Origin of the sequence: Novilysobacter selenitireducens (assembly GCF_020026895.1) — a bacterium.
In the GTDB taxonomy this organism is placed as follows: Bacteria; Pseudomonadota; Gammaproteobacteria; order Xanthomonadales; family Xanthomonadaceae; genus Lysobacter_C; species Lysobacter_C selenitireducens.
This window is the reverse complement of sequence record NZ_JAINZW010000004.1, coordinates 298,933-311,873: the sequence shown is the minus strand read 5'-3', so window position 1 is coordinate 311,873 and position 12,941 is coordinate 298,933. Positions and strand designations below refer to the sequence as shown.

The 12,941-nt window shown below is 70.3% G+C and carries 12 protein-coding genes and 2 tRNA genes; 7 read left to right on the top strand and 7 right to left on the bottom strand.

What is annotated here, in order from left to right; all coding sequences use genetic code 11:
• Nucleotides 1-2: 2 nt before the first annotated feature.
• Nucleotides 3-773, bottom strand: a complete 771-nt coding sequence (locus K6753_RS10615; protein WP_223676408.1) for a helix-turn-helix domain-containing protein — start codon at nt 771-773, stop codon at nt 3-5.
• 190 nt (nt 774-963) lie between these two features.
• Between K6753_RS10615 and K6753_RS10610 the strand changes: the two genes are divergently transcribed.
• The 5 genes from K6753_RS10610 (at nt 964) to arsC (ending at nt 6,018) form a co-directional block, all read left to right on the top strand.
• Nucleotides 964-2,940: a TonB-dependent receptor plug domain-containing protein gene (locus tag K6753_RS10610; protein WP_223676407.1), complete on the top strand. Its 1,977-nt coding sequence runs from the start codon at nt 964-966 to the stop codon at nt 2,938-2,940.
• Nucleotides 2,937-3,530: a YfiR family protein gene (locus K6753_RS10605; RefSeq protein ID WP_223676406.1), complete on the top strand. Its 594-nt coding sequence runs from the start codon at nt 2,937-2,939 to the stop codon at nt 3,528-3,530. Before K6753_RS10610 ends, K6753_RS10605 begins: the two co-directional genes overlap by 4 nt.
• Nucleotides 3,530-5,440, top strand: coding sequence for an ATP-binding protein (locus K6753_RS10600; RefSeq protein ID WP_223676405.1), 1,911 nt, complete (start codon nt 3,530-3,532; stop codon nt 5,438-5,440). The genes K6753_RS10605 and K6753_RS10600 overlap by 1 nt, the downstream gene beginning before the upstream one ends.
• Nucleotides 5,441-5,521: 81 nt before the next feature.
• Nucleotides 5,522-5,596, top strand: a tRNA-Val gene (locus tag K6753_RS10595).
• A gap of 53 nt (nt 5,597-5,649) precedes the next feature.
• A complete protein-coding gene (gene arsC / locus K6753_RS10590; protein WP_223676404.1) occupies nt 5,650-6,018 on the top strand; it encodes an arsenate reductase (glutaredoxin) in 369 nt (122 codons plus the stop codon).
• A 40-nt stretch (nt 6,019-6,058) separates the two neighbouring features.
• Here arsC and K6753_RS10585 read toward each other — a convergent pair whose 3' ends face one another.
• From K6753_RS10585 to K6753_RS10560, 6 genes are all read right to left on the bottom strand, one after another.
• Entirely contained in the window at nt 6,059-7,684 is a 1,626-nt protein-coding gene (locus tag K6753_RS10585; protein ID WP_223676403.1) for an FMN-binding glutamate synthase family protein, read from the bottom strand.
• A gap of 67 nt (nt 7,685-7,751) precedes the next feature.
• A complete protein-coding gene (locus K6753_RS10580; RefSeq protein WP_223676402.1) occupies nt 7,752-9,035 on the bottom strand; it encodes a lytic murein transglycosylase in 1,284 nt (427 codons plus the stop codon).
• Nucleotides 9,036-9,127: 92 nt separating this feature from the next.
• Nucleotides 9,128-9,412 carry a hypothetical protein gene (locus K6753_RS10575; protein ID WP_223676401.1) on the bottom strand — a complete coding sequence of 95 codons (285 nt, stop codon included), beginning with the start codon at nt 9,410-9,412 and terminating at the stop codon, nt 9,128-9,130.
• Nucleotides 9,413-9,583: 171 nt separating this feature from the next.
• Nucleotides 9,584-9,670: transfer RNA gene (locus K6753_RS10570), tRNA-Leu, on the bottom strand.
• Between the two features lie 63 nt (nt 9,671-9,733).
• Complete coding sequence (locus K6753_RS10565; protein ID WP_223676400.1) at nt 9,734-11,449, bottom strand: hypothetical protein; 1,716 nt, start codon at nt 11,447-11,449, stop codon at nt 9,734-9,736.
• Nucleotides 11,450-11,458: 9 nt separating this feature from the next.
• Nucleotides 11,459-12,055 carry an NfuA family Fe-S biogenesis protein gene (locus tag K6753_RS10560; RefSeq protein WP_223676399.1) on the bottom strand — a complete coding sequence of 199 codons (597 nt, stop codon included), beginning with the start codon at nt 12,053-12,055 and terminating at the stop codon, nt 11,459-11,461.
• Between the two features lie 100 nt (nt 12,056-12,155).
• On the opposite strand from K6753_RS10560, the gene K6753_RS10555 reads away from it, so the two are divergent.
• Together K6753_RS10555 and K6753_RS10550 are read left to right on the top strand one after the other, a co-directional pair.
• Complete coding sequence (locus tag K6753_RS10555; RefSeq protein WP_223676398.1) at nt 12,156-12,497, top strand: 4a-hydroxytetrahydrobiopterin dehydratase; 342 nt, start codon at nt 12,156-12,158, stop codon at nt 12,495-12,497.
• A gap of 28 nt (nt 12,498-12,525) precedes the next feature.
• Nucleotides 12,526-12,939 (top strand): energy transducer TonB, encoded by a 414-nt coding sequence (locus K6753_RS10550; RefSeq protein WP_425492108.1) that lies wholly within the window; start codon nt 12,526-12,528, stop codon nt 12,937-12,939.
• Nucleotides 12,940-12,941 lie beyond the last annotated feature (2 nt).

Genomic DNA, 12,941 nt, shown 5'->3' with positions numbered 1-12,941 from the left:
CGTCAGGCGCGGCCGCGTCGCGCGTTGCGTTCTTCTTCGGCCCCGTGCGCCATGCGCGTGAGCCGCTCCGGATCCAGCACCTCGACCTGGCGGCCGGTCACCTCGATGACACCGTCGTCCTGCAGCCGGGTAAACCCGCGGCTGACCGTTTCCAGCGCGAGTCCGAGATAGCGCGCGATGTCCTCGCGGCTCATCGGCAGGCGGAAGCGCGAGGACGAAAGCCCCACCGTGCGAAGGCGCTCGCCCAGGCCGTGCAGGAACAGCGCGACGCGCTCGTTGGCCTGTCGCCGGACCAGCACGCCCAGGTGGTCCTGGTCACGGTCAACGCCCTGGCCGATCACGCGCATCAACTGCTGCTGCAGCGACGGCAACTGCGCGGCCACCGTCGTCAGCTGGTCGAACGGGATCTCGCAGACCTGCGCCTCGCCCAGTGCCACGGCCTCGCAGCGGTGCACGCCGGTGCCCATCGCATCCAGGCCGATGACCTCGCCGGGCAGGTGGAAACCCAGCACCTGCTCCTCGCCGGACTCGTCCAGCACGGTGGTCTTGAAGGCGCCCTCACGGGCAACGAAGACACCCGTAAGCGGCGCGCCCGGCCAGAACAGGCGCTCGCCGCGGCCGACGTGCCGGTTGCGCTGGACGATGCGTTCAAGCTGCTCCAGCTCGCGGGCGCTGACGCCGGCCGGCAGGCACAGCTGCTGGAGAGAGCACTTGGCGCAACTGCGCCTGAGGCGGGCCAGGTCGATTGAATCGGGCGCGGACATGGCGGCCATGGTGCCATGCGGTGCCTCGGCACGCTGCCACACGCACTCGCAGCGGGTAACCCGGGCCTGAACACGGTGGCGTCGCCTGAACCGCCCGCACCAGGCCTATGTCGCAGTCCGGGCTGACCCACATCGTTATGTCTGGCTGCCCGCGATGCGCCGCGCCATACTTCCCGGCCATCCACGCAAGGCCCGCCGCATGCCGACCCGCTTCAATCGCACCGTGATCGCTGCTGCCATCGCATTGACCCTGTCCGGCCCGGCCGTGGCCAGCGGCGTGGCCAGCCAGGACGTGGTGCGGCTGGCCAACATGAGCCTGGAAGAGCTGCTGCAGACCGAGGTCACCAGCCTGGCCGGCACGAGCGCGTCGCAGTTCACGACGGCCGCGGCGATGACGGTGCTGACCGGCGACGACATTCGCCGCTCCGGCCACCGCACGCTGCCGGAGGCCTTGCGGCTGGTGCCGGGGATGTTCGTGGCGCGCGTCAACGCCAGCAGCTGGACGGTGGGTTCGCGCGGCCTGACCGGCTCCTCGCTCACAGCCAACCGCTACCTGGTGCTGATCGACGGCCGACTGGTGTACGACCCGCTGATCTCGGCGACGTTCTGGGACGCCGTCGACATCCCGCTGGCCGACGTGGACCGGATCGAAGTCATCCGCGGCCCGGGCGCCACCCTGTGGGGCGTCAATGCCATGAACGGCGTGGTCAACGTCATCACCAAGGACGCGCGCACCACCCTGGGCACGCTGGTGCAGGCCGGGGCCGGCACGCACGGCGAACAGCGCGCCCTGCTGCGCCACGGCGTGAGCACCGGCGAGGACTCGGCGCTGCGGATGTGGGCCAGCTACGCCGCCCACGAGGAATTCGAGAACGCGGCCGGCGCCGGCATCAACGACGACTGGTCCACCGTGCGCGCCGGCGTGCGCTGGGACGGACTGGTCGACGAGGCGATGGATGCCTCCGTCCAGGCCGAGGCATACACCCACCCCACCGCCGATTTCACCGTGCGCGTGCCGGTGCCGGGCGTGCACAACCAGTTCGAGGTCGTCAGCGGCGAGGACACGGTCAACGGCGCGCACCTGATGGCACGCGTCGGCCATGCGCCGTCGGCCGAGGCCGGCTGGTCCCTGCTGGCCTACGCCGACCAGACCGAGCGCAGCAACCTGCGCTTCGGCGTGGAACGCATCAACACCAACATCGAGTACCGCAACTGGAAGACATGGGGCGAGCGCCAGCAGCTGATCTGGGGCGCGAACTGGAACTGGACCAGCGACGACACCACGCCGGGCACGTCGCTGCTGTTCGAGCCGCGCTCGCGCTCGTGGTCGACGCTGAACGTGTTCGCGCAGAACACCTCCGAGCTGGTCGAGGACACGCTGTTCCTGATGGTCGGCTCCAAGGTGACCGACCATGACTTCGTCGGCGTGCAGTTCCAGCCGAGCGTACGCGCGTGGTGGACGCCTTCGCCGGAGCAGACGTTCTGGGCCGCGGTGTCGCGCCCGGTGCGCGTGCCGTCCCGCTTCGAGGAGGACGGCCTGCTGGTCTTCTCCTACGCCGACGTAGGCCTGCTGACCACCGGCCAGGCCAACGGCGTGATCGTGCCGCTTGGACTGGGCGGCAACGACGACTTGCCGGCCGAGGAACTGCTCGCCTACGAGCTGGGCCACCGCATCCAGCTGTCGCCGCGCATCGCAGTGGACACCACCGTCTTCTACAACGACTACCGCCAGCTGGTGGGCGTGCCGCCGACCATCATCGGTACGTTCTCCGACCAGGCGCGCGGCGCGACCTGGGGCGGCGACATCAGTGTCTCGGCGCGCTGGACCGACAACTGGCGGATGGAAGCGTCCTACAGCCGGCTGGAGACCGACATCGAAGGGCCGGTGCTGGCGTTCGACGAAACCGGCACGCCGGAGCAGCAGGCGCAGTTGCGCTCCTACCTGGACCTGGCCGACACCGTGGAATTCAACGCGGCCGCCTACTACGTCGACGAGGTGCCGTTCCTGGGCGTGGAGGACTACACGCGGCTCGACCTGGGCCTGACCTGGCGCCCGTGGGACCACACGTCGTTGGCGGTCTGGGGGCAGAACCTGCTTGAATCGGGCCACTCCGAGGCCTCTGGCGCGCAGGTGCCGCGTGGCGTGTTTGCACAGGTCACGGTGGGCTTCGAATGATCGCCCTCCCCGGCCTTGTTCCCCTGCGCCTGCGCCTGGGCGCGGCATCGCTTCTGTTGGGCCTGGCGTTCGCCGGTCGCGCGGACGCGCAGCCGGCACCTGACGCCGAGGTCCAGCTGGAGGCCGCGTTCCTGGTGAACTTCGTGCGCTTCACCCAATGGCCGCCGCCGCGGTTCCCCTCGCCCGCCTCGCCCTATGTGCTGACCGTGCTGGGCGACAACGACGTGGTGGACGCCGTGCGCGAGGTGGCCAGCGCCGCCGGCGAGATCCAGGGACGGCGCATCCGCGTGCAGCAGGTGTCCAGCCTGCGCCAGGCCAACGCCACTGACGACCTGCGTCGCAGCCACGTCGTGTTCGTCCACGGCTCGGCGAAGGTCACCCCGCAGCAGTTGCTGCCGCGCATCGACGGCGCCAGCGTGCTGACCGTCGGCCAGGGCCAGGACTTCACCCGCGATGGCGGCATGCTCGGCCTGGCCCGGGCCGGCCGGCGGATGGAGTTCACCGCCAATGTCGCGGCGATCCAGCACAGCGGACTGACCGTCAGCGCGAAGGTCCTGAAGCTGGCACAGCCACAGGGACGCCGGCGCTGATGCACACCGCCGCCCCGGTCCGCGAATCGTCCCTGGCCGACCGCATCACATTGCTGGTGTTGCTGACCAGCGCGACGGTGATCCTGCTGGTGTCGGCGGCGCTGGCCGCGTCCAACCACGTGCAGGTGCGCGAGACCACGTTCCAGTCGCTTCGCACGCAGGCGCGCCTGGCCGCGATCGATGCCGCCGCGCCGCTCGCCTTCGGCGACCCGGACACCGCCGACGAGGTGGTGAACGGCTTCAGCACGTTGCCGGACGTGTCGTCGGCCACGCTGTTTGACAACGCCGGCACGGTGTTCGCGCGGTTCGCGCGCGAAGGGTTCGTCGAGCGGATGCCGCTGGACACGCGCGCCGGCGAGCACAGCGCGTTGGGCGTATTTGTGGTCAGCCTGCCCGTGGGCGAGCGCCAGGACCAGTTGGGCACGCTGCAGGTGGTGTACGACCTGTCCGGCCTGCGCCAGCTGCTGCTGCGCAACCTGCTGTGGGCGGCCGGGACGTGCGTGGTGGCGCTGCTGTTGAGCGCGCTGGCGGCCCGCAAGGGTGCGCGACTGCTGGTGCGGCGGCTGGAACTGCTCGACCAGACCGCGCGACAGGTTTCGCAGACGCGCGACTACTCGCTACGTGCGCAGGTCAAGGGCAACGACGAGGTGGCGCGCTTCACCGAGACGTTCAACGAAATGCTCGGCGAGATCCAGCGCCAGGACCGCGACCTGCGCGAATCGCGCCAGCAGGCGCTGACCGCCAGCCGCCTGAAGGACGAGTTCCTGGCCACCGTCTCGCACGAACTGCGTACGCCGATGACACCCATCACGGGCTGGGCGCAGGTGCTGCAACGCATCGCGCCCGACAACCCGCAGGTCACCGACGCCGCGCGCGTGATCGAGCGCAGCGCGGCGGCGATGACCCGCATCATCGACGACCTGCTGGACATGAGCCGGATCATCTCCGGCAAGATCCGCCTGCATCCGGAGCAGGTCGCGCTGGATGGCGTGGTCGATGACGCGATCGCCGCCGTGCAGGTCGCCGCCGATGCCAAGCGGATCATCGTTTCCAATGCCGTACCCAAGGGCCTGACGCTGAGCGCCGACCCGCACCGCCTGCAGCAGGTGCTGTGGAACCTGCTGTCGAACGCGGTGAAGTTCACGCCCGCCGGCGGTGTGGTCCGCATCGAAGCCCACGCCCACGCCGACCACGTCGAGTTGCGCGTGTCCGACACCGGCCCGGGCATCGCACCGGACTTCCTGCCCTACGTCTTCGACCGCTTCCGTCAGGCCGACAGCAGCGTCACCCGCCCGCATGGCGGCCTGGGGTTGGGGCTGGCGATCGTGCGCCAGCTGGTCGAACTGCACGGTGGCGAGATCGAGGCGCAGAGCGCGGGCTTGGGCCACGGCGCCTGCTTCACGATCACGCTGCCGCGCCACGTCGATGCCGCGTCCAGTGCACCGTCGGCGCCCAGGTCCAGTGCGCTTCCGCAGGAGCCGCTGGGTATCGCCGATGTCCCGCTCACCGACGTGCGCGTGCTGTCGGTGGAAGACAACGATGATGCGCGTGAGTACCTGCGCCATGTCTTCGCCAGCCACGGTGCCGAGGTGGTGAGCGCGGCCAGCGCCGACGAGGCGCTTGCGGCGCTCGACCGCGTGCGGCCCGATGTCCTGGTCAGCGATATCGGCATGCCGGGCCGCGACGGGTACTGGCTGATGCAGCAGGTCCGCGCCCACGGCAATCCTGCGATCCGCGCGCTGCCGGCCATCGCCCTCACCGCATTCGCCACGGACGCGGACCGGCAGAAGGCCATGGACGCCGGCTATGACGGGCACGTCGCCAAACCCGCCACGCACGAGGCGCTGGTGGCGGCGGTCAAGCGCGTGGTGGCTCCCCCAGCGAACGGCGGCGCGCCTCCACCGGCCTGACACCGCCGCGCGATGGGAGGACCCCGCTATTGCTATTGGAAAACCCGGGACCCGTGGCTATACTGCGCGCCCCGAATCACCGGGCGGTTAGCTCAGCGGTAGAGCATTGCCTTCACACGGCAAGGGTCGCAGGTTCGATCCCTGCACCGCCCACCACGTTCCAGACCAGGCCGGCGCAAGCCGGCCTTCGTCGTTTCAGGGAGCCCGCCATGCCCGTCGACCGCCCCGACCTGTGCCTGTGGCACAACCCGCGCTGCTCCAAGTCGCGCGCGGCTCTCGAGCTGCTGACCGCGCGTGGCATCGCGCCACGCGTTGTCCACTACTTGGACGCGCCGCCTTCGTCGGATGATTTGCACGCGGCCGTCGCAGCCCTGGGCATCACGCCCCGCGACTTGCTGCGAACGGGCGAAGCCGAATACGCCGAACTGGGCCTGGACGACCCTTCGCTGGACGACGCCGCCATCATCGCGGCGATGCACGCACATCCCCGCCTGATCGAACGACCGGTGCTGTTGCGCAGTGACGGACGCGCCGTGGTCGGGCGTCCGCCCGAGCGTGTGCTGGAGCTGCTGGACTGAATCCGGGCACCCTGCCCCATTCACCCCACAACGCCGCAAGTCAGATCGACTTGCTCTCGCGCATCCGCCGCACCTGATCGGGCGGCGCGAACGAATCGCTGCGCGCACTCGCCCAGAACGAACGGAACACCGCGTGTTCGGGCATCGCATCGCCCAGCAGGTCGCCGGGCTGCAGGAACCGGTAGAGCGCGGCCAGCGAGCGCACTTCGGTCGGGTTGACGCGTCGCAGGATGTGCTCGGGCCCGATCTGGCTCGGGTGCTCCAGCCCCGCCGCGCAGATCAGGTCACGCAGCGCCAGCAGGGTGTTGTGGTGGTAGTTGCGCACGCGCGCCCCCTTGTCGGGTACGTCCAACGCCCGCCAGCGCTTCGGGTCCTGCGTGGCAACGCCTGTCGGGCAGGTATCGGTGTGGCAGCTGAGCGACTGGATGCAGCCCAGCGCGAACATGTAGCCGCGCCCCGCGTTGCACCAGTCCGCGCCCATCGCCATGGTCCGGGCGATGTCGAACGCGCTGGTGATGCGTCCCGCCGCCCCCAGCTTGATGCGGTCGCGCAGGTCCAGCCCGACCAGCGTGTTGTGCACCAGCATCAGCGCCTCGTGCATCGGCACGCCGACATGGTCGATGAACTCGGCCGGTGACGCGCCGGTGCCGCCCTCGGCACCGTCGACCACGATGAAGTCCGGCAACTCGCCGGTCTCGTGCATGGCCTTGGCGATGCCCAACCACTCCCACGGGTGCCCGATCGCGAGCTTGAATCCGACGGGCTTGCCGCCTGACAGCTCGCGCAGCCGGGATACGAACGCCAGCAGCCCGCGCGGCGTGTCGAACTCCGAATGCCGCGCCGGCGACACGCACTCCACCCATTCCGGTACGCCGCGCGTGACCGCGATTTCCGGCGTGACCTTGGGCGCCGGCAACACACCACCGTGGCCGGGCTTGGCGCCCTGCGACAGCTTGATCTCGATCATCTTCACTTGCGGATCGTTGGCGTTGGCCGCGAAGCGCTCCTCACTGAAACCGCCGTCGTCGGCGCGGCAACCGAAGTAGCCCGAGCCGATCTCCCACACCAGGTCGCCACCGTGCTCGCGGTGGTAGGGCGAAATCGAGCCCTCGCCGGTGTCATGGTAGAAGCCGCCCAGCTTCGCGCCCTTGTTCAAGGCGCGGATGGCGTTGGCCGACAGCGAGCCGAAGCTCATCGCCGAGATGTTGAACACGCTGGCCGAATACGGCTGCGCGGTGCGCTCGCCGATGGTGACGCGGAAGTCGTGGGTGTCGTGCGGCGTCGGCGCCATGGAGTGGTTGATCCACTCGTAGTCCACGCCGTACACATCGTGCAGCGTGCCGAACGGACGGGTGTCGTTGACCGACTTGGCTCGCTGGTAGACCAGCGCACGCTGCTGCCTTGAAAACGGGGTTTCGGCGGTATCGGACTCGATGAAGTACTGCCGCATTTCCGGGCCGATCGACTCCAGGCCGTAGCGGAAATGCGCCAGCAATGGATACACCCGTCGCAACGTGCTGCGCGTCTGGACCAGATCCCACGTGCCCAGCGCAGCCAGTCCGCCAAACACGACGACGGCCCACATCCATCGCGGGTCGAACAGCGCCAGGCCAATGGCCAGGATCGCCAGCACCACGCTGGCGGCATAGGCGGCATATCGCATCATGCGTCGGTGGACCCGGTTCCGAGAGTGCGGTCAGGATAGCGGCGCGCGGGGCGGGGTTGGTGCGGCGTCACTCCGAGGGGGTGGCCGCCCCAGGTGCCGCGGCGCGCAAGGCCCGGAGCATGCGCTGACCGGCGCGCCCGTCAATTGGGGTGATGCCAAGCTTCGCCTGCTCCAGCTTGATCGCCGCGCGCGTTGCGCTGCCGATCATGCCGTCGACCTCGCCGATGTCGTGGCCGCGCGCAAGCAACAGCGTTTGCACCTCACGGCGCTCGACGCGCGACAGCCCGGCGTCCGCGGTGGGCCACGCCGTCGCGAACGCACCGCCACCCCTCAGCCGATCCGACAGGTGCGCGATCGCCAGCGCGTAGCTCTCGGCGGCGTTGTAGCTGTAGATCGCGTCGAAATTCTTGAACACGAGGAACGAGGGGCCGGATGCGCCGGCCGGCTGGAACAGCGCCGCGCGGGTGTCGCCTGGCAACCCGATCGCGCCACCGTCGACACGGGTGATGCCACGCCCCCGCCACTCCGACAACGGACGCCGGTTGGTGCGACCCGAGGGGCCGTCGAACCCGGCCGGCAGGCGGACTTCAAAGCCCCATGGCTGCCCGGTTCGCCAGCCGGACCGCTTGAGGTAGTTGGCCGTTGACGCCAGCGCGTCCGGAATGCTTCCGACTAGGTCGCGCCGGCCGTCGCCATCGAAATCCACCGCAATGCGGCGGTAGGTCGACGGCATGAACTGGGTGTGGCCGAACGCGCCCGCCCACGAACCCACCAGCCGGTCGGCGGCGACATCGCCGGACTGGATGATGCGCAGCGTGTCGATGAGTTCGCCGCGGAAGAACGACTGCCGCCGCCCCATGCACGACAGCGTGGTGAGCGAGGTCAGCAACGGCCGCTTGCCGAACGTGTTGCCGTAGTCGCTCTCCACACCCCACACCGCAACGACGGTTTCAGGATCGACGCCGTACTCGGCTTCGACGCGCGCAAGCGCGTCCGCATGCTCGGCCAGCATGCGGCGGCCGTCGGCGACGCGCTCATCGTCGACCAGCCCGGCCAGGTAATCCCAGATCGGCGTGGTGAATTCGGGTTGTGCATTGAGCAGTCCAAGCAGCGATGGATCGGGCGTCACGGTGCGCACGTGGGCATCGAACACGCTGGACGAAATGCCCTCGCCGCGGGCGCGGGTGCCCAGCTCGTCCAGGCACCCATCGAACGCGGGATCGGCGTGCACCGACGGCCACGCGAATGCCGCCGCCAGTGCGAGGGCGAGGCGCTGGAATCGGAGGGGGCGACCGCCCGTGAAAGGGGGGGAGTCGCGTCGACAGGTGATGGGTGCGGGGGAGGCATTCATCGCATCACCTTATCGAGCGAGTCACGCCACGCCGCTCACGCCATATCAACGAAGCTGCACGACGCGGCGGCCCAGCTCGATCGCATCGATGCTCAGTAGGTCACCACGTCGATCGGTCGTCCCACGTGGTCATGGACGCGCTCGATCCGGGCACGCTTGCCGTGGGCGACCACCTGCCCATGCGCCAGCACAACGCCATTGTCCGCGCCTGGCTGGTTGCGGTTCCCTGCCGCGTCAGGATCCGCTGTCGTCCTTTCGCTCGCGACGATGCGCAGGCCGACACCCATGGTCGCGTCGGCCTGTTCGGCACGCGAGGGCATCGCGACGGCGAACACCGCCACAAACACTACGGACAGCTGGATGGCTCGACGCTGCATGGCGCGTCCTCCCTGCCTGTCCAACGCATCGCGTCGAACACTCCGGCCCATGGATCCGCGAGGAGGCGGGGCACCGGTTCCCGGGCCCGCAGAACCGGACCCGTCGCGCCGACCTTGCGCCCGCTGGCGTCAAGAAACCGAGACGTACGGACTGTTTCGCCGGCTGCGCGGTGGTGCCCGGAGCCGGACTCGAACCGGCATACCCTTGCGGGTGGCGGATTTTAAGTCCGCTGCGTCTACCGATTTCGCCATCCGGGCCGATCGGGCGGCGACAGCTTACGACAGGTGCTTCGATTCCCGGCCATGCGGGCGGGCGCCACTTCAACCGCCCGGCGGCCGCGCCGGGTCGCCTTCCTGCAGGTGCGGCTTGAACGGGATGTCCGGCGGCGGACGCGCGGTGGCGGGCTGCTCGTTGAGGTTGGGGTCGGAGATGCCACAGCCGCCGCCCAGCGCAAGGAACGCGATGCCGCAGATGATCCGCTTGTTGGTGCCGGGGATCGGGATCGCCACTTCCTTGTAACCCTTGCGCACCCACTCCTCCAGCAGCGTTTCGCTCGGCCGCCAGTACTTGTCGAACACGGTCGGTTCGTAGTCGGTGGGCGGACGCCGCAGCCAGGTGCCCGCGCGGTCGAGGTCGGCGATCTCTTCGGTGATGGCGCCGGGCGGCCGGTTCGGCGAGGCCGAGCCGGAGGGTTCGGCCAGACGCACGCGACCTTCGCTGTCGTAGAGGCCGGGCGGCTGCCCCGGACGCCCGCGCTGGCCGCCGGGCTGAGCCTGGTTGGCAGCCCCCAGGTCGTCGCCACGGCGAGGCGACGGCCAGGCGCCGGGCGCGGGATCGGGTCGCGGCCCCTGCCCTGCAAGGGTCGACGGCGTACCCGTCGCCGGGCGCGCGGTCGCCGGTGATGTCGAGGGCGAAGGTGCCGGTGTCGTCGCTTCGCCGTCGTCCGTATCGGCAACGGTGTCGGCAGGCACGGGGCGCGCGGCAGGCATCGGAATACTGCGTTCGCGAACGTCTGGCGTGTCCGTTCGCAGGCCGGGCGCCGCCGGCGTCGGCACGGCCACCTGCGGCAGCGCGCGTGGCCGGATGGGCGTCGGCACGTTGCGTTGGCCGACATCGGGCGTGCGCATCGGCAGGTCGGGGGACGCCAGCTCGCCCTCCGGCAACTCGCGCGGTGCCGGCATGCGCGCCTGCAGCGGCACGGGCACCTCGCGCACCGCGATCTCCGGCACCCGCGTGTCGAGCTCGGGCGACTCGATGCGCGGTTGTGGCGTGCGCCTGGTGGGCGGCAGCACGAATTCGACGGTCGGCGTGTCCGGCACCACCTCGCTGACGGCAATCGGCTGGTCGGCCGGCGGTGACGGCGTCGGGACATCACGCTGCGCCACCTCCGGCACCGGCACGTCGAGCGGCGGCGCGGGCGGCGCCGCCACGTCGGCGATGCGCGGGGCGCGCGGCGGCGACGGTTCGGTGGGGTCTGCAGGGACGGCATCGCGCTCGGCCTCGGCCAGTGCATTCGTCGGGGATTGGGTAGACGGCGCGGGAGCTTCGGTCGCGACCACAGGCGCCACTTCGCCCGCCGGGCCACCGACCTCGACCGGCGTGCCCTCGCCTACGTAGTCGACCTGCACGACCAGCTCGCCGGCGGCCGGAGGCGCGTCGAACCGCGGCGGTGCGAACAGCAGCCACAGCATGAAGATCGCCAGCGCGATGTGGACGACGGCGGATCCGCCCGTCGCCAGCCATCGCAGGCCGCGCTGCTCGGGTTCCGGGGCCTGCCACTGCTGACGCCATACCGACGAGAAGGCCTGCCAGCGCGTGAGGTCCGCCACGCGCCGCGGCGGCTGCGCCAGCGGCCGCGCCACCAGCACGCCGACCATCGCGTCGGCCGTTGCACCCGTCACGCGCCCCGGGCGAAGCGCGGCCTCGGACAGCCATGCCTTCCAGCCCGGCGGGAACTCACCCGGGGGGTGGCCGCGACGCTGCACCAGGCGCAGCCGCCGCTGCACCGCTTCGATCAGTTCGGTGGCGGAATACATCCGCCCCGGTCAGGCCGCGCTGTCGCGGCTGATGTAGGGCGCCGTCCCCGTTTCGTGGTCGGTCGCGTCGCGCACCGCCGTCACGCCGGGCACCTTCTCCAGCAGCGTCTTTTCGATGCCCTGCTTCAGCGTGACATCGGCCATGCCACATCCATGGCAACCGCCGCCGAAGCGCAGCAGCACCACGCCATCGGCCGTCACTTCCTGCACGGCGACGTGGCCGCGGTGCTGGGCGAGCTGAGGGTTGATCTCGTTGTCCACCACCCACCGCACGCGTTCCACCAGCGATGCGCCGGCTTCCGGCTCGTGGCCCTTGATGCGCGGCGCGCGGATCTGCAGCTGGCCGCCGGTGTCGCGGGTTTCGTAGTCGATCTCCGCGCCGTCCAGCCACTTCACGCTGGCCGATTCCAGCCACAGTGTGAAGCCTTCGCAGTCGATGGCCCACTCGTCGCCGGCCAGTTCGGCCGGCTCGGCGAACTCCAGGCGCACGTCCGCGCGCGGGGTGCCGGCATGGACCGCGGACAACTTCACGCCCAGGCCCGGCAGGGCCTCGCGGTCCAGCAGGCGGCGGAAATGGGTCTGTGCGGATTCGGAAATCTGGATCATCCCGCTATTCTAACGGGGTCCGCGGCATGCTCTGGCGTTGGCCGCACCGCGCCACCGTCATGGATGCGCGCGGTTCATCGTTCCGCAACCGAGGTGCCCCATGTCCGATCTCGTCCCCTTGGCCCAGGCCCACTGCGTGCCGCGGCGCGGCAGCGAACACCGCCTGACCGAAGCGCGCGTCCGCGAACTGATGCCGGAGGTGCCGGGCTGGGAGGTGACCGAGGGCGGCCACGCGCTGAGCCGCACCTTCACATTTGATGACTACCACCGGACCATGGCCTTCGTGAACGCGCTGGCCTACGTCGCCCATCGCGAGGACCACCACCCCGACCTCGGCGTGCACTACGACCGCTGCGTCGTGCGCTATTCGACCCACGACGTCGGCGGCCTGAGCGAAAACGACTTCATCTGCGCGGCGAAGGCCGCCGCCCTCGCCGACTGACCTGTCCCATCTCCTGGAGGAGCGCCGCATGAAGCTTCGAGCCCCCCTCACCGCGCTGGCCTGCATGGCGATCGCCGCCTGCACCCCGGCGCCGGACGCACCGCCCGCGGAACCGCCCACCGAGCTGATGGCCGTCGACACCCCGCCACCCGCCTACCCCGAAGCGCTGGCCTGCGACGACGTGGGCGGCCAGACCGTGCTGGCCGTGACGGTTGGCCCCGAAGGCCGGCCGACCAACGTCCGCGTCAAGCAGAGCAGCGGCCAGCCGGAGCTGGATGCCGCTGCGGTCGAGGGCGTCAAGGCGTGGCAGTTCCGCGCGGCCACCCGCGCCGGACAGCCGATCTCGTCGGATCTGCAGGTGCCGGTTACGTTCAAGCCGCCGACCATGCGGCCGGACCGCTGCTTCGCGCTCGACGAGGAGCGTCGCGACAGCGAGCTCTGACC

Excerpts from the sequence above, each read along its gene's own strand:
- K6753_RS10615 (WP_223676408.1), bottom strand. The coding sequence starts at position 773 with ATGGCCGCCATGTCCGCGCCCGATTCAATCGACCTGGCCCGCCTCAGG.
- K6753_RS10610 (WP_223676407.1), top strand. The coding sequence starts at position 964 with ATGCCGACCCGCTTCAATCGCACCGTGATCGCTGCTGCCATCGCATTG.
- K6753_RS10605 (WP_223676406.1), top strand. The coding sequence starts at position 2,937 with ATGATCGCCCTCCCCGGCCTTGTTCCCCTGCGCCTGCGCCTGGGCGCG.
- K6753_RS10600 (WP_223676405.1), top strand. The coding sequence starts at position 3,530 with ATGCACACCGCCGCCCCGGTCCGCGAATCGTCCCTGGCCGACCGCATC.
- arsC (WP_223676404.1), top strand. The coding sequence starts at position 5,650 with ATGCCCGTCGACCGCCCCGACCTGTGCCTGTGGCACAACCCGCGCTGC.
- K6753_RS10585 (WP_223676403.1), bottom strand. The coding sequence starts at position 7,684 with ATGATGCGATATGCCGCCTATGCCGCCAGCGTGGTGCTGGCGATCCTG.
- K6753_RS10580 (WP_223676402.1), bottom strand. The coding sequence starts at position 9,035 with ATGAATGCCTCCCCCGCACCCATCACCTGTCGACGCGACTCCCCCCCT.
- K6753_RS10575 (WP_223676401.1), bottom strand. The coding sequence starts at position 9,412 with ATGCAGCGTCGAGCCATCCAGCTGTCCGTAGTGTTTGTGGCGGTGTTC.
- K6753_RS10565 (WP_223676400.1), bottom strand. The coding sequence starts at position 11,449 with ATGTATTCCGCCACCGAACTGATCGAAGCGGTGCAGCGGCGGCTGCGC.
- K6753_RS10560 (WP_223676399.1), bottom strand. The coding sequence starts at position 12,055 with ATGATCCAGATTTCCGAATCCGCACAGACCCATTTCCGCCGCCTGCTG.
- K6753_RS10555 (WP_223676398.1), top strand. The coding sequence starts at position 12,156 with ATGTCCGATCTCGTCCCCTTGGCCCAGGCCCACTGCGTGCCGCGGCGC.
- K6753_RS10550 (WP_425492108.1), top strand. The coding sequence starts at position 12,526 with ATGAAGCTTCGAGCCCCCCTCACCGCGCTGGCCTGCATGGCGATCGCC.